General features: G+C 70.8%; 18 protein-coding genes. 8 read left to right on the top strand and 10 right to left on the bottom strand.

The features are described from left to right. Positions 1-5 precede the first annotated feature (5 nt). From FHX45_RS18045 to FHX45_RS18055, 3 genes are all read right to left on the bottom strand, one after another. Positions 6-1,223 (bottom strand): MFS transporter, encoded by a 1,218-nt coding sequence (locus FHX45_RS18045; protein ID WP_167103148.1) that lies wholly within the window; start codon positions 1,221-1,223, stop codon positions 6-8. 351 nt (positions 1,224-1,574) lie between these two features. Beyond that, positions 1,575-2,249: a Crp/Fnr family transcriptional regulator gene (locus FHX45_RS18050; RefSeq protein WP_017985500.1), complete on the bottom strand. Its 675-nt coding sequence runs from the start codon at positions 2,247-2,249 to the stop codon at positions 1,575-1,577. A gap of 190 nt (positions 2,250-2,439) precedes the next feature. Further along, on the bottom strand, positions 2,440-2,688 hold the full coding sequence (locus FHX45_RS18055; RefSeq protein ID WP_167103151.1) for a hypothetical protein: 249 nt from the start codon (positions 2,686-2,688) through the stop codon (positions 2,440-2,442). 176 nt (positions 2,689-2,864) lie between these two features. Between FHX45_RS18055 and nth the strand changes: the two genes are divergently transcribed. Genes nth through FHX45_RS18075 form a run of 4 tightly spaced genes read left to right on the top strand, consistent with a single transcriptional unit; the run spans position 2,865 to position 6,023 of the window. Next, entirely contained in the window at positions 2,865-3,548 is a 684-nt protein-coding gene (gene nth / locus FHX45_RS18060; protein WP_167103154.1) for an endonuclease III, read from the top strand. Next, positions 3,545-4,138, top strand: a complete 594-nt coding sequence (locus FHX45_RS18065) for a redoxin domain-containing protein (RefSeq protein WP_167103157.1) — start codon at positions 3,545-3,547, stop codon at positions 4,136-4,138. The genes nth and FHX45_RS18065 overlap by 4 nt, the downstream gene beginning before the upstream one ends. Continuing rightward, positions 4,135-4,830, top strand: a complete 696-nt coding sequence (locus FHX45_RS18070; RefSeq protein ID WP_167103160.1) for an NUDIX domain-containing protein — start codon at positions 4,135-4,137, stop codon at positions 4,828-4,830. Before FHX45_RS18065 ends, FHX45_RS18070 begins: the two co-directional genes overlap by 4 nt. Then, positions 4,827-6,023 (top strand): MarP family serine protease, encoded by a 1,197-nt coding sequence (locus FHX45_RS18075; RefSeq protein WP_167103163.1) that lies wholly within the window; start codon positions 4,827-4,829, stop codon positions 6,021-6,023. The genes FHX45_RS18070 and FHX45_RS18075 overlap by 4 nt, the downstream gene beginning before the upstream one ends. A gap of 146 nt (positions 6,024-6,169) precedes the next feature. Here FHX45_RS18075 and FHX45_RS18080 read toward each other — a convergent pair whose 3' ends face one another. Genes FHX45_RS18080 through nhaA form a run of 3 tightly spaced genes read right to left on the bottom strand, consistent with a single transcriptional unit; the run spans position 6,170 to position 8,837 of the window. Beyond that, positions 6,170-7,108: an alpha/beta fold hydrolase gene (locus FHX45_RS18080; protein WP_167103166.1), complete on the bottom strand. Its 939-nt coding sequence runs from the start codon at positions 7,106-7,108 to the stop codon at positions 6,170-6,172. A 17-nt stretch (positions 7,109-7,125) separates the two neighbouring features. Next, positions 7,126-7,608 carry a phage holin family protein gene (locus tag FHX45_RS18085; protein ID WP_167103169.1) on the bottom strand — a complete coding sequence of 161 codons (483 nt, stop codon included), beginning with the start codon at positions 7,606-7,608 and terminating at the stop codon, positions 7,126-7,128. A 38-nt stretch (positions 7,609-7,646) separates the two neighbouring features. Beyond that, entirely contained in the window at positions 7,647-8,837 is a 1,191-nt protein-coding gene (gene nhaA, locus FHX45_RS18090) for a Na+/H+ antiporter NhaA (RefSeq protein ID WP_167103172.1), read from the bottom strand. A gap of 156 nt (positions 8,838-8,993) precedes the next feature. Here nhaA and FHX45_RS18095 point away from each other — a divergent pair, with 156 nt between their 5' ends. Beyond that, complete coding sequence (locus tag FHX45_RS18095; protein WP_167103175.1) at positions 8,994-10,451, top strand: oligopeptide:H+ symporter; 1,458 nt, start codon at positions 8,994-8,996, stop codon at positions 10,449-10,451. On the opposite strand, the gene FHX45_RS18100 is transcribed toward FHX45_RS18095, so the two are convergent. After that, positions 10,448-11,176 carry a VIT1/CCC1 transporter family protein gene (locus tag FHX45_RS18100; protein ID WP_167103178.1) on the bottom strand — a complete coding sequence of 243 codons (729 nt, stop codon included), beginning with the start codon at positions 11,174-11,176 and terminating at the stop codon, positions 10,448-10,450. The genes FHX45_RS18095 and FHX45_RS18100 overlap by 4 nt on opposite strands. 109 nt (positions 11,177-11,285) lie before the next feature. Then, positions 11,286-11,957 (bottom strand): DUF2848 domain-containing protein, encoded by a 672-nt coding sequence (locus tag FHX45_RS18105; RefSeq protein ID WP_167103181.1) that lies wholly within the window; start codon positions 11,955-11,957, stop codon positions 11,286-11,288. 114 nt (positions 11,958-12,071) lie between these two features. Between FHX45_RS18105 and FHX45_RS18110 the strand changes: the two genes are divergently transcribed. After that, positions 12,072-13,373 (top strand): MFS transporter, encoded by a 1,302-nt coding sequence (locus FHX45_RS18110; protein ID WP_167103184.1) that lies wholly within the window; start codon positions 12,072-12,074, stop codon positions 13,371-13,373. On the opposite strand, the gene FHX45_RS18115 is transcribed toward FHX45_RS18110, so the two are convergent. Both FHX45_RS18115 and FHX45_RS18120 read right to left on the bottom strand, forming a co-directional pair. Continuing rightward, on the bottom strand, positions 13,355-14,005 hold the full coding sequence (locus FHX45_RS18115) for a GntR family transcriptional regulator (RefSeq protein WP_167103187.1): 651 nt from the start codon (positions 14,003-14,005) through the stop codon (positions 13,355-13,357). The two genes, FHX45_RS18110 and FHX45_RS18115, sit on opposite strands and share 19 nt — an antisense overlap. 124 nt (positions 14,006-14,129) lie before the next feature. Further along, complete coding sequence (locus FHX45_RS18120) at positions 14,130-14,552, bottom strand: DUF6319 family protein (protein WP_167103190.1); 423 nt, start codon at positions 14,550-14,552, stop codon at positions 14,130-14,132. Between the two features lie 433 nt (positions 14,553-14,985). Between FHX45_RS18120 and FHX45_RS18125 the strand changes: the two genes are divergently transcribed. Both FHX45_RS18125 and FHX45_RS18130 read left to right on the top strand, forming a co-directional pair. After that, complete coding sequence (locus FHX45_RS18125) at positions 14,986-15,816, top strand: L,D-transpeptidase (protein WP_167103193.1); 831 nt, start codon at positions 14,986-14,988, stop codon at positions 15,814-15,816. A 101-nt stretch (positions 15,817-15,917) separates the two neighbouring features. After that, positions 15,918-16,718 carry a choice-of-anchor P family protein gene (locus tag FHX45_RS18130; protein WP_208405986.1) on the top strand — a complete coding sequence of 267 codons (801 nt, stop codon included), beginning with the start codon at positions 15,918-15,920 and terminating at the stop codon, positions 16,716-16,718. Positions 16,719-16,781 lie beyond the last annotated feature (63 nt).

Below are 16,781 nucleotides of genomic sequence, written 5' to 3' on the forward strand. Positions count from 1 at the left end.
GCGCGCTAACCGACGAGCGCCTGCTTCCGCGGCTCCTCGACGGTGCCGCGCAGCAGGTACACGACGGCGGCGAGGACCAGCGCCGCACCGGTCGCCGTGAGGAACGCGGCGGCCGGTCCGGAGTGCTCGACCAGGAACCCGCTCACCGACTGCCCGAAGGCCAGACCCAGCGTCACGGCCGTGAGGACCCAGCCGAACGCCTCGGCCGCCCTGCCCTGCGGCGCGACGATCTCGATCGCCGCCGAGTGGGTGGCCGACTGCGGCGTGATCAGCGCGCCGGCCGCGAGCATCGCCACCGCGAGGCCCCACAGCGTGGACGGCCACGCCAGCAGTGCCACGAGCAGCCCGAACCCGGCCAGCAGCACCGGCAACCGCAACGGCATTTCCCGCGGCCACGGCCGCAGGCTGTAGGCCACGCCGAACGCGACCGAGCTGACCGACCACACCGACAGCAGCACCCCGCCGAGCGCCGGTTGACCGGCTTCGGTGGTTGCGGCCGGTACCGCGACCTCGACGAACCCGATCACCACACCGAACCCGAGCGCGGCCACCGCCAGCGTCCGCATGCCCGGGCTGCTCAGGGCGCCGAGCAGCGACCGGTGGGTGCGGCCCGCCGGGCCCCACGCGCGCACGGCCGGGCTCAGCGCGAACAGGACCGATCCGGCGACCATGCACGCGCCGCCGGTGACCATCCCGGTGCCGGGCCACGGCGCGGCCACCAGCAGGCCGGCCAGACCAGGGCCGAGGATGAAGAAGACCTCCATGCTGATCGCTTCGTAGGCGTAGGCCGCGTTGCGCGCGTTCGCGTCGGGCACCAGGCGGCCCCACAACGCGCGTGACGCCGAACCGACCATCGGCTCGGTGATCCCGATGCCGAACGACAACAGGACGAGCACCGGCGTTGCCGCGTGGGCCTCGATCGCCAGCGCGAGCGTCACCAGGATCACCGCGAACATCGCCGCGGTGGCCAGCAGCGGGCGGGTGGGGCCGAACCGGTCGATCAGCCTGCCCTGCACCACCGACCCGACCGCGACCCCGACCAGCGAGCTGGCCGACACCAGCCCGGCCACGGCGAAGGAACCCAGCTCCTGCTGCGTGTAGAGCAGCGCGGACAGGCCGATCATCGCGATCGGCAGGCGCGCCAGGATCGACGCGACCATCGGACGGGTCGCGCCCGGTGTGGTCAGGGCAGCACGGTAGTCGGCGAGGGAGGTCTGGGACACGCGTACCAGTATGCCCTGGACTGGTACGCGGGTACCAGTTATTTACGCCTCAGGTCTCGAAGTGATAACGGCTGCCGGTTTTTTCCGGGGCCCGCGCAACGAACCCGCATCGGGCGCGTCTGTGAGGGTGAACGGCCTTGAAGTTCGGGGTATCGGCCGTGGCAAGGTTGACAGAGGAATACAGCTGAATACAGCTCCCTCCGGCGATGGGTCGGGGCCGGAACCGGAGGGCGGGGAGCGCGGTCTGTCGGGGGATGGCCCGCGCAAAAACAAAGGAACCGGTGCGCCACGTCGGGGGTGGCGCCCGGTTCCTTTGTTTTTGCTGTCAGTGCTTGTGCGGGAACCTGCCGGCTAGCGGGCGCGGCGGGCGAGGCGCTCGGGGTCGAGGATCAGCACGCTCTTGCCTTCGAGCCGCAGCCAGCCGCGGTGCGCGAAGTCGGCCAGCGCCTTGTTCACGGTCTCCCGGGAGGCGCCGACGTACTGGGCGATCTCCTCCTGCGTCAGGTCGTGCGTGACCCGCAGGATGCCGGCCTCCTGGCTGCCGAACCGCTGCGCCAGTTGCAGCAGCGCGCGCGCCACCCGGCCCGGGACGTCCGTGAAGATCAGCTCGGCGACCATGTTGTTCGTCCGGCGCAGCCTGCGGGCGATCACCCGCAGCAGCTGCTCGGCGATCTCCGGCCGGTTCGCGATCCACTTGCGCAGCGACGGCCGGTCCATCGACACCGCCCGGACCTCGGTGACCGTGGTGGCGGTCGAGGTGCGCGGGCCGGGGTCGAAGATGGACAGCTCGCCGAACATGTCCGAGGGCCCGGCGATCCACAGCAGGTTCTCCCGGCCGTCCGCCGACTTCCGGCCGATCTTCACCTTGCCGGACAGGATGATGTACAGCTTGTCGCCGGGCTCACCCTCGGAGAAGATCACATGACCCCGCGGGAACTCCACGGTTTCCAGGGTCTGGGCGAGCGCCTCAGCCGCGGCCGGCTCCACCCCCTGGAAGATGCCCGCCCGGGCCAGGGTCTCGTCCACCTCGTGCCTCCTCGTCGGTGGCGACCGTGTTCCCGCCATCCGGGGCGTGTCGCCGATCACTTGCGTGCAGTCTAGGCCGTCGGGACGAGATCGCCGCTGGGCACGCCGAGGGCAGGCCGATCACCGCCCGGCCGGGCGAGGGCGATCTCGCTCCGAACGGACAGCCTAAACCTCGCTGAATCGGTCGAGGTCAGCGGGTCTTGCGGGGGCGCAACCGGGCGGCCCGCCCGCCGAGGCGGCGCAGCCGGAACAGTTCCAGCGCACGGCCGATGCCGTGCCCGTACAGCGCCCTGACCTCGTTCGGACGGGCCTGCTCGAGGAACTCCTCGACCTCTTCCTCCTGGACCGCGACGTGGCGCAGCCGGGTCTCCACCCGTTCCATGGCCAGCGCGAAGAACATCATCACGAGTGGCACCGCTACTACGAACCAGACAGTCATCGGTTCTGAATCCTCGCTCATCACGGCTCAGGGGTGGTGTCAGGGGTCCGGCGTGTCGGCCTCTTCCAACAGCGGCGCGGCGGCTTCCGTAGGCTAGCGGCGTGCCGAACGCGTCTCGTGTGAACCCCCGGAAGGGTGAGGAGAGTCGCCTCGCACTCGTCCGACGTGCCCGCCGGATGCTGCGTTGCCTGGCCGAGGCGTATCCCGGCGCACACTGCGAGCTCGACTTCACCACTCCGCTGGAATTGCTGGTCGCGGTCGTGCTGTCGGCGCAGACCACCGACGTGCGGGTGAACGAGGTCACCCCCGCCCTGTTCGCGCGCTATCGCACCGCCGCGGACTACGCGGGTGCGGACCGCACCGAGCTGGAGGAGCTGATCCGGCCCACCGGCTTCTACCGGGCCAAGGCGAACTCGCTGATGGGGCTGGGGGCCGCGATCGTGGAGCGGTTCGGCGGCGAGGTCCCCGGACGGCTGGCGGACCTGGTCACGCTGCCCGGCGTGGGCCGCAAGACCGCGAACGTCGTGCTCGGCAACGCTTTCGACGTGCCCGGCATCACGGTGGACACGCACTTCGGCCGCCTGGTGCGCCGCTGGGGCTGGACCACCGAGGAGGACCCGGTCAAGGTCGAGCACGCGGTGGGTGAGCTCATCCCCCGCAAGGAGTGGACGATGCTCTCGCACCGGGTGATCTTCCACGGCCGCCGCATCTGCCACGCGCGGAAACCGGCGTGCGGCGCGTGCCCGCTCGCGCGGGACTGCCCCTCCTACGGCACCGGCCCGACCGGGTTCGAGGAGGCCGCGAAGCTGGTCAAGGGCCCCGAGCGGGACCACTTGCTCGCGCTGGTGACCGCGCGGTGACCACGGCGGCCAAATGGGCGCTCGCGGCGGGCGTGCTGGTGCTCGCGGTGATCGTGGCCGTGCTGCCGCGCGTCCGCACCGCGGACTCACCGGCCGCCGGCCCGGACCTCACCGCCGCCCGCGCGGCCGCGGCCCTGCCCGCCTGCCCGACCGGCACCGGCACGGTGCCGCAGCTCGCCGGGGTGACCACCGAATGTCTCGGCGACGGCGCGGCGGCCGACCTCGGCAGCGCGCTGGCCGGCCAGGTGACCGTGGTCAACGTGTGGGCCACCTGGTGCCAGCCCTGCCGCACCGAGCTGCCCGTGCTCCAGCGGTACGCCGCCGAGCCGGGCGCGGCGCGGGTGCTCACGGTGCAGGTGCAGAGCAAGCCCGACGACGGCCTGAAATTGCTCACCGACCTCGGCGTCCGCTTGCCGACTGTGTTCGACGGCGACGGCGGCACCGGCCCGGTCCGCGAGGCGCTCAAGGTGCCGCCCGCGCTGCCCGCGTCCTACCTGGTCACCGCGGACGGACGGGTCCGCTTCATCGAGAGCCCACGCACGTTCACCGATCCTGAGCAGGTGCGTGAGGTCGTCCGGAGGCTGTCGTGAAGGGACCGCTGGTCGATCCGGCGACGGTGCCGGACTGGTTGCGCCCGCTGGTCGAGGTCAGCGGGGAACTGGACTCGACCGCGTTCACCCGTTTCACCCCGCCCGAGGACGAGCTGACCCGGTCCGCTTCCGTGCTGATCCTGTTCGGCGCCAGCGAGCGCGGGCCGGACGTCCTGCTGCTGCGCCGCGCCGACACGCTCGGCTCGCACGCCGGGCAGGTGGCCTTCCCCGGCGGTGGCGCGGACCCCGGCGACGTCGACGCGGTCGCCACCGCGCTGCGCGAGGCCGAGGAGGAGACCGGCGTCGACCCGGCCGGGGTGCGGCCGGTCGCGGTGCTGCCCGAGCTGTTCATCCCGGTGTCCCGGTTCGCGGTGACTCCGGTGCTCGCCCACTGGCGCCGGCCGTCGCCGGTGCACGCCGTCGACCCGGCCGAGACCGCGGCGGTCGCGAGGGTGCCGCTCGCCGAACTGGCGGACCCGGCCAACCGGTTCCAGGTGCGGCGGCCCGGTACCGGTTACCGCGGACCGGCCTTCACGGTCGACGGGATGTTCGTGTGGGGGTTCACCGCCGGGCTGCTGACCGTGCTGCTGGAGCTGGGTGGGTGGGCACGCGAGTGGGATCGCGCGGACGTGCGGGATCTTGACGTAGCGTTGCGTGATCATCTGCTGGCGACCGAACGGGAGACGCAGTGAACTGGGTCGACGTCCTGGTCATCCTGCTGGCGCTGGTGGCGGCGGTGTCCGGCGCCCGCCAGGGGGTGGTGATCGCGCTGCCCGCACTGGTCGGCGTGATCGGCGGCGCCGTGCTCGGTATCCGGATCGCGCCGTGGGTCGTCCGGTTGTTCGACAACCCCGCCGCCAAGGTCGCCTTCGCCGTCGCGACGGTGGTGTTCCTGGTGGCGCTGGGTGAGACGTTCGGCGTGTGGCTGGGCCGGCGGTTCAAGTACGCGGTCAAGCGGCGGGTCAACACCGACAAGCTGACCGGCATCGACCAGACGCTCGGCGCGATCGTGCAGGCGGTCGTGGTGTTCGTGGTGGCGTGGCTGATCGCGGTGCCGCTCACCGGGGTCACGGCGCTGCCCGGCCTGGCGCGGGCGATCAACAACTCGACCGTGCTCGGCACGGTCGACAAGGCGATGCCCCCGGCGGCCGCGGGGCTGCCCAGCGACCTGCGCAAACTGCTCGACGTCTCCGGCTTTCCGTCCATTGTGGACCCGTTCCAGAAGACGCCGATCAACGACACCGCGCCGCCGGACACGTCGCTGCAGGACAGCGCGACCGTGCAGCAGGTGCGCGGCAGCGTGCTGAAGATCCGCGGCACCGCCGAATCGTGCTCGCGGACGCTGGAGGGCAGCGGGTTCGTGATCGCACCGCAGCGGGTCATGACGAACGCGCACGTGGTGGCCGGCACCGAGACGACGGCGGTGGAAACCTCGGCCGGCCGGCTGCCGGCGCGGGTCGTGTACTTCGACCCCGAGGTCGACGTTGCGGTGCTCGCGGTGCCCCGGCTGGACGCGCCGCCGCTGACGCTGGCGAGCCAGTCGGCCAAGGCGGGGGACAGCGCGATCGTGCTGGGCTACCCGCTGGACGGCCCGTTCCGGGCGACGCCGGCCCGCGTCCGCAACCAGATCACCCTCCAGGGTCCGGACATCTACGACTCGCGCACCGTGCGCCGGGACGTGTACACGGTGCGGGCGCAGGTGCGCAGCGGGAACTCGGGGGGCCCGCTGGTCGCTCCGAACGGCCAGGTGGTCGGCGTGGTGTTCGGGGCGTCGGTGGAGGACTCCGACACCGGCTTCGCCCTGACCGGCAACCAGGTGCGGCCGGTGATCGAATCCGCCTCCGCGTTGAGCGCCCGGGTCTCGACGGGCAACTGCGCCGCCTGACCCCCGCCACGCCCCGGTTCCGCCGTCGTGTTCGCCACTCCGCGCGCCGTGTCCGCCGTTCCGGCGCCGTGTTGGCCGTCCCAGGCGGTGTGTTGGCTGCTCCCGGCACCGTGTGGCACATCGCGTGCCCCGGGCAGCGGCCTCGCTCAGGTCCGCGCCAGGAAGTCCAGCAGCGCCTTCGTGGTCGGCTCGGGTGCCTCGAGGTGCGGGAAGTGACCGATGTCGTCCAGTTCGTCCATCGCCGAGCGGGGGCCGCGCCACGGGGCGGACGCGCGGGCGGTTTCCGGCAGCACACACGGGTCCGCGGCACCGTGGATCTGCAGCACCGGGGCCGATACGCGGGCGCTCACCTCGGCCCCGAACCGCCGTCCCTCGCCGCGGAACTGCGCCCGGAACGCCCACCGGTAGTACTCCAGCGCGCTGTGCGCGACGCCGGGGATGAGCATGGCTTCGCGGAACAGCGCGGAGCTCGTGTCGAAGTCGGCGGTGGCCGTCCACTGCCGGCCGGACCAGGCGCGCAGCAGACCCGCGAGGTTGGCGCCGTCGTCCTCGGTCAGCCACCGCTCCGGCGCCATCGGCACCTGGAAGCGGAACAGGTGCGCGAGCGCCCGGGCCTGGTTGGACCGCTTGCGCCGGAGCCCGGTCCGCGCGATCGCGCTGCGCAGGGCCAGCGGGTGCGCGCCGCCGAGCACGGTGACCGACGCGACGACCCGGGGGTGCAGCGCGGCCGCCGTCCACGCCAGCAGCCCGCCCCAGGCGTGCCCGACCAGGTGCGCCTGCCGTTCGCCGAGGGCCCGCACCAGGCCGGCGACGTCACCCGCCAGCGTCCAGCCGTCGTAGCCGCGCGGCGGTTTGTCCGAGTCGCCGTACCCGCGCAGATCGGCCGCGACCGCGTGGTAGCCCGCGTCGGCGAGGGCGGTGAGCTGGTGCCGCCAGGTCCACCAGAACTGCCCGAAACCATGCAGGAACAACACCAACGGCCCGTCGCCGGCCTCAGCGACGTGCAACCGGATTCCGTTCGCGGACACGTCGCGGTGCGCCCAGGGCCCGTCGATCCGGACGAGGGACGGGTCGGGCGGTGTCACGAGTGCGGCTGCGCGGTTCAGCTGTGTTCGGCGACGGTGTCCCGGCGCGGCTTGAGGGCCGCGGCGGTGTCCTTGACGCTGGTGATCGTGCGTTCCGGCGCCCGGATCTTCTTGACCTTTCGCCAGCCGAGGAGCCCGAACAGCCCCGCGACCAGCAGCATCAGCAGGAACACGATCCCGAACGCGGCCCACCGCTTGAGCCATTCGGACAGCAGCTCGCCGAGGAAGAAAAAGAAGAAGAACGAGCTGTAGAGCCCGATGACGCCGGCGATGATGAAGAAGACGCTGCCCTTGACGCCCTTGCGGACCTCGCCCATGACCTCCGACCTGGCCAGCTCGACCTCCGCCCTGACCAGGGTGGACAGGTGCTGGGTGGCCTGGCTGACGAGGCTGCCGATCGACTGGCCGTCGGCCCCGGTCTCGGCCTCCGGGCTCAACGGGATGTAGGGCACGGCCCCGTGGGCATCCCGACCGTTGCGTTCGTGCTCCTGGCTGCTCACGGGGGTCATCGTGCCAGACAACCCCGGGAGCGGCTCGGTTAGTCCTCCTGCGCGGCGTGTACCTTGTTGCGCCGCAGCAGCACGGCCGCCCCGGTCAGCGAGCACACCGCGGAGGCCAGCAGCACGGCGGTGCGCGCCAGCTCACTCGTCTCGCCCGCCAGCGCGAGGTCGGCGATCAGCAGCGCCACCGTGAACCCGACCCCGCCGAGCAGCGACAACGCCGCGATGTCACGCCAGCCGACCCCGCTCGGTCGCTCCGCGAGCCGCAGCTTCACCGCCGCGAAGCAGGCGCCGAAGATGCCGACCGCCTTGCCCGTGACCAGCCCGAGGAACACCGCCAGCGGCACCGCCTCGGTGAACACCCGGCCCAGTGAGTCGCCGCTGATCCTGATCCCGGCGGCGAACAGCGCGAACACCGGCACGGCGACGGCCGCCGACCACGGCTGCAGCCGGTGCTCCAGCCGGATCGCCGGCGCCTCCGCCTCGCCCGGGTCCGGTCGCACCCGGGTGAGCAGGCCCAGCGCGACACCGGCGATGGTCGCGTGCACCCCCGCCGAGTGCATCGCGACCCACACGACGACGGCGAGCGGCACGTACACCCAGACCGTCCGGACCCGCTTGTACTGCAACACCGCGAACAAGGCCAGCGCGGCGACCGCGACCGCGGCTGCCACCAGGTTGAACCCGGTGGTGAACAGCACCGCGATGAGGATGATCGCGCCCAGGTCGTCGACCACGGCCAGGCTCAGCAGGAACACCCGCGCGCTGCCCGGCAGGTTCGACGCGGTGAGCGCGAGCACACCGAGCGCGAACGCGATGTCCGTCGCGGTCGGGATCGCCCAGGCCCGCGTCATCTCCGGTGCCCCACCGCCCACGGCGAGCGCGACCAGCGCCGGCACGACCATCCCGCCGAGTGCGGCGACGATCGGCAGCAGCGCCTTCTTCGGCCGGGACAGCTCGCCGACCACCAGTTCCCGTTTGAGCTCGAGCCCGGCGACGTAGAAGAACAACGCCAGCAGCCCGTCCTTGGCCCAGTCGCCGACCGACAGGTTCAGGTGCAGCAGGTGCGGGCCGAGGTGGAAGTCCCGCACCGCGCGGTAGGACCCGCCGATGGGCGAGTTGGCCCAGATCAGGGCGATGGCGGTGGCGGCGAGCAGGATCATGCCGCCGGTGGTTTCCGTGCGGAGGTAACGCACGAACTCGGCGGCGGGACGGCGCGGCTGGTCCACGAACGGCTCCTTGCGGGATCGGTCGGCTGACTCCTGCCGACCAGACTTCCCGGCGCACCAGGTTCCATCATACCTTACGGATCGGTAACCTCTTCGCGCGAAGATGCCCTATCATGTCGCCGGCCAACGTTGTCTAGACCATAAGGACGTGGCGCTGTGACGACCTCCACCGAGGCGAAGCGGGACACACGGTTCTTCGGGCACCCGATCGGGCTCGCGAACCTGTTCGGCGTCGAGATGTGGGAACGCTTCTCGTACTACGGGATGCTCGGCATCCTGCCGATCTACCTCTACTACTCGGTCGCCGAGGGCGGCCTCGCGATGCCGGAGGCCACCGCCACCAGCATCGTCGGGGCCTACGGCGGCCTGGTCTACCTGGCGACCATCGTGGGTGCCTGGACCGCCGACCGGGTGCTCGGGTCCGAGCGCACGCTCTTCTACAGCGCGGTGCTGATCATGATCGGGCACATCAGCCTCGCGCTGCTGCCCGGCTTCCTCGGGATCGGCGTCGGTCTCGCATGCGTCGCGATCGGCAGTGGCGGGCTCAAGGGCAACGCCACCGCGGTCGTGGGGACGCTCTACGGCGAGAAGGACCAGCGGCGCGACGCCGGTTTCACGATCTTCTACATGGGGGTGAACCTCGGCGCTTTCGTCGGCCCGCTGCTCACCGGGCTGGCCCAGAGCGAGGTCGGGTTCCACCTCGGGTTCGGCCTCGCCGCGATCGGCATGGCGATCGGCCTGACCCAGTACACGATCTTCCGGCGGAACCTGCCGGACACCGCCCGGGAGGTGCCCAACCCGCTGCCGGCTCGGCAGCTGCCCGCGATCGGCGGGATCGTGCTGGCACTGGTGGTCGTGATCGTGCTGGCTGTGCTCACCGGCGTCATCACCGCGGCCAACCTGTCCGACGTGGTCGTCTGGATCGTCGGCATCGCGGCCGTCGTCTACTTCGGGATCCTCCTGAGCAGCCGCAAGATCACCGCGGTCGAGCGGCGGCGGGTGCTGTCGTTCATCCCGATGTTCATCGCCAGCGCCGCGTTCTTCGCGCTCTACCAGCAGCAGTTCACCGTCGTCGCGATCTACTCCGACCAGCGGCTGGACCGGAACCTGTTCGGCTGGGAGATGCCGGTGAGCTGGGTGCAGTCGATCAACCCGGTGTTCATCCTCGTGCTGGCGCCGATCATCGCCGCGATCTGGACGAAACTCGGGGACCGGCAGCCGTCGTCGCCGGTCAAGTTCGCGCTCGGCACCTCGGTGATGGGCGTGGCGTTCCTGCTGTTCCTGTTCTTCGCCGGGGGCACCGGCAACAGCACACCGTTGCTCGCGCTGGCCGGAATCCTGCTGGTGTTCACCGTGGCGGAGCTGATGCTGTCGCCGATCGGGCTGTCGCTGTCGACGAAACTGGCGCCGGCGGCGTTCCGCACGCAGATGGTCGCGCTGAACTTCCTGTCGGTGTCGCTGGGCACCGCGCTGTCCGGTTCCCTGGCGCAGTACTACGGCACCGACCACGAAGCGTCCTACTTCGGCATCGTCGGCGCGGTGGCCATCGTGATCGGTGTGGTGCTGGCGCTGATCAGCCCGTTCGTCCGGAAGCTGATGTCCGGCGTGCGCTAGCCGGTGGTGACGCCGAAGAGTGTGCCGACGTAGTAGGTGATCAGCATCGTCAGGGCGCCGACCCCGACGTTGCGGATCAGCGCGCGGCGCACTCCGGCGTTGCCGAGGCGCGCGCTGGTGTAGCCGGTCAGCGCCAGCCCCACGACGACGGCGATCACGCACGTCCACACGCGCCAGCTGGTCGGTGGCAGCGCGATCGCGACCAGCGGGATGATCGCGCCGACGGTGAACGCGGCCAGGGACGCCCACGCGGCCTGCCACGGGCTGGTCAGCTCGTCCGGGTCGATGCCGAGTTCGGCATCGGCGTGGGCCGCCAGGGCGTCCTTCTGGGTCAGCTCGCGAGCCACCCGCTCGGCCAGCTCCCGGGACAGGCCCTTCGCCTCGTAGATGTCGGCGAGTTCCCGTTCCTCGGCCTCGGGCATGGTCTTCAGTTCGTGCTTCTCCAGTCGCAGCGCGGCCCGTTCGGTATCGCGCTGGGTGCTCACCGAAACGTATTCGCCGCCCGCCATGGAAAGCGCGCCGGCGACCAAACCGGCGATTCCGGCCATCAGAATGGCTCCGTGGTCGGTGGTCGCCCCGGCCACTCCGACGACGATCCCCGCGACGGACACGATGCCGTCGTTGGCGCCGAGCACTCCAGCACGCAGCCAGTTCAGGCGGCTGCCCAGGCTGTCGTGGTGGGGTTCGTGCGCGTGCGCGCGGGCGGAGTCCCTCGTTTCGGTCACCCCGTCATTGAACCAGCCCGGGACGTTCGACCCGTAATAGCTGAGTCTTACCTAAACGCGTCCGGATGGATCTTCAGGTGGAATAGGATTCCGCGGCCGCGCGGCTCCCTCAGCCGATCGGCTCCGGCAGCGGGCGCACGCGATACCCGGCCTCGATCGTGTTCCCCGTCGCCGGGTCGCCCAGCTGAACGCGCCACTGCCCGGCGAACTGGTTCACGCCCGGCACCATCGGGATCGTCCCCGAGATCAGCACGACGCCCGGCTGGTGCAGCCCGCGCTCGCGCAGCACGTCGAGCCAGTGCTGCGGCGACAGCAGCTCGGCGAGTGTGCCGTCCTGGATCAGCTCGCCGTCGGCCCAAGCGCGCAGCGTCAGCGAGTCGATCCGGTCCGCGACGTCGTCCAGCCGCCACGCGCGGCGCCCGAGCACGTCCGGCGCCGCGTTCTTGCTCCACGCCACCCCGTGCACCTCCAGCTCGCGGTCGGTGTGGTCGCAGGCGACGGTGAGCAGGACGCCCTCGGTGGTGATCACCAGCGCCCACTCCACCTCACCCGAAGTGCGGTCGTGCTGGACGGGGACCTCGTCGGTCTGGCTGGCGAGGTACGGCGCCACCGGGTACAGCGCCGGGGTGACCTTCGGAGCGGGCACGCCCAGCTCGGCCAGCTCGGCGACGTGGGCGGCGACGTCGGCCTGGTCGCGGCCGGCGTACCCGGCGTTGAGCAGCGTGGTCACTTCGGTCGTCACCGTCGCGCCGTCGGGCAGGTCGAAGCTCAGGGTCGGCATGTCGTCCTCCGTAATTCCGGGTAACCCACTTCTTACCTGCGGGGGCTTGCGCATGCAGGTTGTATACAACGAGTATTACAGCATCGGAGCACCGAAGAGATCAGGATGTGAGCAATGACCTCGGTTACACCGGACGTCGACCGCGCATCGTTGCGCCGGGCCTTCCTGGCGAGCCTGTCCGGGACGTCGCTGGAGTGGTACGACTTCGCCGCCTACTCCGTGGCCGCCGCCACCGTGTTCGGCCACCAGTTCTTCCCAGCCGGTGATCCGCTGGTCAGCACGATGGCCGCGTTCTCCACCTACGCCGTCGGTTACCTGTCCCGCCCGCTCGGCGGGTTCGTCTTCGGCCGCCTCGGCGACGTACTCGGCCGCAAGCGGGTGCTGGTGACCACGCTGCTGCTCACCGGCATCGCCACCTTCCTCATCGGTGTCCTGCCGACGCACGCCGCGATCGGCGGGGCGGCGGCGGTCCTGCTCGTGCTGCTGCGGTTCGCCCAGGGCGTCGGCATCGGCGGCGAGTGGGGCGGCGCGGTGCTGCTGTCCAGCGAGTTCGGCGATCCGAAGAAGCGTGGGTTCTGGGCATCGGCGGCGCAGGTCGGCCCGCCCGCGGGCAACCTGCTCGCCAACGGCGTGCTGGCGGTGCTCGCCCTGTTACTGACCGAGGCGCAGTTCGACTCGTGGGGCTGGCGCGTGGCGTTCCTGCTGTCCGCCGTGCTGGTCGCGTTCGGCCTGTGGATCCGGCTCAAGCTGGAGGAAACCCCGGTCTTCAAGCGCATCGCGGAAAGCGGCGAGCGGCCCAGCGCGCCGATCTCCGAGGTGTTCCGCCACGAGTGGCGTGCCCTGCTGGCCGCGATCTTCGTCCGCGTCTGCCCGGACGTGCTGTACGCGCTGTTCACCGTGTTCGTGCTGACCTACATGAAGCAGGAGCTGGGCATGTCCCGCAGCCAGGGGCTGACCGCGGTGATGATCGGGTCGGCCGGCCAGCTCATCCTGATGCCCGCGTTCGGCGCGCTGTCCGACCGGATGAACCGCCGCCTGCTCTACCTCGTGGCGACGGTGGCGGCGGCGGTCTGGCCGTTCGTGTTCTTCCCGCTGGTCTCCGGCCGCTCCTTCGGCCTGCTGCTGGTCGGGATCGTCGGCGCGCTGGTCATCCACGCCGCGCTGTACGGACCGCAGGCGGCCCTCATCACCGAGCAGTTCAGCGAACGCCTGCGCTACACCGGCAGCTCGCTGGCCTACACCTTGGCCGGGGTGATCGGCGGTGCCATCGCGCCGCTGCTGTTCACCTCGCTGCTGGCCGGGTTCGGCAGCTGGTTCGCGCTGGCGCTGTACGTGGTGGTGACCGCGGTAATCAGCATCGTCGGCCTCGCGCTGGCGCGGGAGGCGCGGGACGAGGCTCAGGTCGTCGTCAGCTGATGCTTCAGGGTCCGGGCGTGGTGGTCGTCAATGGCGGCCACCGCCGCCTCGACCTCGCCGTTGACCAGGGCGGTCACGATGGCCTGGTGCTCACGGACGACCTCGGCGTGCCGGGTCCCGGAGCGGCGCAGCGCGACGAGCCCGGCCCGCACCTGCCGGGCTCGCAGCGCGGTGTAGGTCCGGCTCAGCATCGCGTTGCCCGCGGCCTCGACGAGCAGCGTGTGGAAGGTGGTGTCCAGCTCGATGAATTCCTTGGCCGAGGCCGGGTCGTCACAGCGCTCCTGTTGTGCGAGGACCTTCTGCATCGCCGGCCAGGGTGCCGTCCCGGTCGCCAGCACCCGCTCGGCCGCGAAGCGCTCGAGCAGATTGCGGAGTTCGACGAGGTCCCGCAGGTCGCGCCCGGTCAGCGGGGCGATGTAGGCACCGCGGTTGGGCACCAGCTGCACCAGTTCCTCGGCCGCGAGCTGGAGCAACGCCTCGCGGACCGGGGTGCGTGAGACACCCACGCGTTCGGCGATCTCCTGCTCGCTGATGAACCCGCCCTCGGCGTCCGGCTCGGCCAGCACGGTGTTCTTCAGGTATTCGTACGCCTTCACACGGCCGGACAGGGCCGATTTGCTCGTCGCCGGCATCGCGGGGCTCCTCCCATACACACTGTATACAGATGGTACGCGGAATGTGCCCGTGCCAACGAGAACGCCGGGGCGGATACCTGATCGAGTGGGCATCCGCCCCGGCGAGCCGGGGGTGGTGCGCTCAGGTGTCGAGCTCGGCCAGCGCCTGCCTGGCCCGCTCCAGCTCCGCCTCGAGTGCGGCGACCTTGGCCTTCTGCTGCTCGACGGCGGCGTTGATCACCTCGTCGATCGGGATCGACAGGTCCTCGTGCAGCTCCTTGGCCGCGCGGGAAACCGCCGAGGCGGGGATCTTGAGCCCCTGGGCGATCCATTTCGCACCGTGCTTGAGTTCCGCCTGCCACTCGCCGTCGGCGGTGCCGGTGACGGTGAGCGTGAGCTCGACGGTGCGGGTTTTCTTTGCCGCGGAGCCCTTCGGGCGGCCGCGCTTGGGCTTGGCCTCTTCGGTTTCGGCGGGAGCGGGAGCGGCTGCGGAGTCGTCCGCGACCGGCGCCGGCGTGACGGGGGTGTCCTGCTCCTGCGGGGTGGTCGTGGTGTCCAAGCTCATCGGTGCTGCGGTCTCCCTCTCGTGGGGTCCGGCTACGTCGCCCGCAGTGTAGAACAGGCGTTCGATAGCCGCTCGCTGGGGTTGGTGCCGGATGATTGTCTCGCGACGTCGGCACCCGCCGTTCTGGGGACGCGGCGTCGCCACCTGCTCGCCCGGACGGGTGGGCGGGTGTCGTCCAACTGGGGTGTGGCCGCGCATCGCGTTACACATTTTTACCCGATCGGGTGTATCTGCCCCTAGATGGCGACCTCGGGAAATGGCACGTTTGCGCAGCTCTCCCACGGCGGCCCCGGTCAACCCTGAGGTTTGATCACCTAAGGGGGCCCTGATAGCAATGAGGCTCAAGGTGCACTTGCGGTGCCGCATGTCTTGGGGGAAGCGGCCCGGCCTTGGTCAATTCTTTGTCCGATGTTGATCCTCAAGGATTGTGGTAATGCCCATGACGTGCAGCTCGCGCGCGCAGATGGAATCCGCGCGCCGCGGCCGGCTCCCGGTCCGGCTCCTCGCCGTGGCCGGAGTTTCGACCCTGGCTCTGCTCACCGGAGCGTGTTCCGGCGGCGACAACGGCGACGTGAAGCCCGCCGCGGTGAGCCAGGAAGACCTGACCCAGCTGCCGGAGGCGACGACGTTCGCCACGGTTGCCAACGCCCCGCTCGACCCGCAGCCCACCGGTGGCGCGACGTCGGGCAAGGTGGTCCACCCGAAGGCCGACATCGTCGTGTACGACGGCGTCGGTGGCAAGGCGATCGCGAAACTGCCGTCGATCCAGATGGGATCGCCGACGTGGGTGCCGGTGGTCTCGGAGCAGGGCGAGTGGGCGCAGGTGCTGCTGCCGACCCGGCCCAACGCCGCCTCCGGCTGGATCCACCTCAGCAACGACGCCACCGAGACCGCGCAGAACGACTACGCGATCAACGTGAACCGTGCCGCCTTCACCCTGGAAATCCTGCAAGGCGGCAAGTCGATCGGGAAGTGGACGATCGGCACCGGCAAGCCCGAACACCCGACCCCGGCGGGGCGTGCTTACATCATCGCCTCGATCGAGGAAACGAAGAACACCTACAGCCCGATCGTCCTGCCGCTGAGCTACCACTCGGATTCGCTGGAAACCTTCGGCGGCGGCCCGGGCACGGTGGGCCTGCACACCTGGCGTGACAACAGCTTCTCCGGCCAGGCGAACAGCGACGGCTGCATCCGCGTCCCCTCGGAAGCGCTGACCGAGCTCGTCAAACTGCCGCTCGGCACGATCGTGAACATCACGTGACGCACTGAGTTTCTTCGCTCTTCCCGGCGGCGGGCGGATGCACCACGGGGGGCCCGCCGACGGATCATTTCCGCATTTCCCATTTCACGAAAGGTAATTCCTTGTCTACGAAGAAGGCTGTGGCCGGCGGCGTCGGTCTGCTCGCGACCGCGCTCGCCACCTCGGTTCTGCTCGCGCCGACCGCCGGCGCGACCGCGCCCACCACGACCGCCCCGACCACCGAGACGGGCGTCAACTCGGCCTACGCGATCGCCGCGAAGGGCCTGCTCGGCATCGACAAGAGCCCGTACGTCACCGACGCTGATGGCTTCTCGCAGGAGTCGCTCGTCAAGCTGGACGTGCCGGGCCTGGCGCACCTCCGCCTGCTCAACGCGGCCGCCGGTGCCGGCCGGGCGCGCGCCAGCGTCGCCGACGTGAACATCGGCCTCGGTCTCGGCAAGCCGCTGCTGACCGCTACGGCGATCGAGGCGACCTGCAAGGACGGCAAGGGCAGCTCCTCGCTGGCCAAGGCTCGGCTGGGTGACGCCACCCTGGATGTCGCCGCGCCGGCGAACACCACCGTCGCCGTGCCGGGCGTGCTCTCGGTCGTGCTGAACAAGCAGGTCAAGCACGAGGACGGCTCGATCACCGTCACCGCCATCTCGGTCAAGATCGACAACGTGCAGACGCTCGACCTCGCGTCGGTCACCTGCGCGCCGGGCGACGACCACGACGGTGGCAAGCCGACCACGTCGCCGTCCAAGCCGACCAGCTCGAAGCCGAGCACCAGCGGCCACACCCCGACGTCGACGAAGACCAGCGCCGGTGGCGGCGCCGGTGCCGGCGCGGGCGACAAGCCGGACGCCAACGGCAAGGCGCCGCGGCCGACCCCGGTGAAGGCCCACCTGGACGTGACCGGCTGATCCGGTCGTCCTCGGGTTCCCCATGACGAGGGGCCTGCACCCACTGCGGGTGCAGGCCCCTTT

It is taken from the genome of Amycolatopsis granulosa, assembly GCF_011758745.1.
In the GTDB taxonomy this organism is placed as follows: Bacteria; Actinomycetota; Actinomycetes; order Mycobacteriales; family Pseudonocardiaceae; genus Amycolatopsis_E; species Amycolatopsis_E granulosa.

What these genes read in the sequence shown, in the direction of transcription:
- FHX45_RS18105 (WP_167103181.1), bottom strand. Translation starts at nt 11,957, where the DNA reads ATGCCGACCCTGAGCTTCGACCTGCCCGACGGCGCGACGGTGACGACC.
- FHX45_RS18110 (WP_167103184.1), top strand. Translation starts at nt 12,072, where the DNA reads ATGACCTCGGTTACACCGGACGTCGACCGCGCATCGTTGCGCCGGGCC.
- FHX45_RS18115 (WP_167103187.1), bottom strand. Translation starts at nt 14,005, where the DNA reads ATGCCGGCGACGAGCAAATCGGCCCTGTCCGGCCGTGTGAAGGCGTAC.
- FHX45_RS18055 (WP_167103151.1), bottom strand. Translation starts at nt 2,688, where the DNA reads ATGACTGTCTGGTTCGTAGTAGCGGTGCCACTCGTGATGATGTTCTTC.
- FHX45_RS18120 (WP_167103190.1), bottom strand. Translation starts at nt 14,552, where the DNA reads ATGAGCTTGGACACCACGACCACCCCGCAGGAGCAGGACACCCCCGTC.
- nth (WP_167103154.1), top strand. Translation starts at nt 2,865, where the DNA reads ATGCTGCGTTGCCTGGCCGAGGCGTATCCCGGCGCACACTGCGAGCTC.
- FHX45_RS18125 (WP_167103193.1), top strand. Translation starts at nt 14,986, where the DNA reads ATGCCCATGACGTGCAGCTCGCGCGCGCAGATGGAATCCGCGCGCCGC.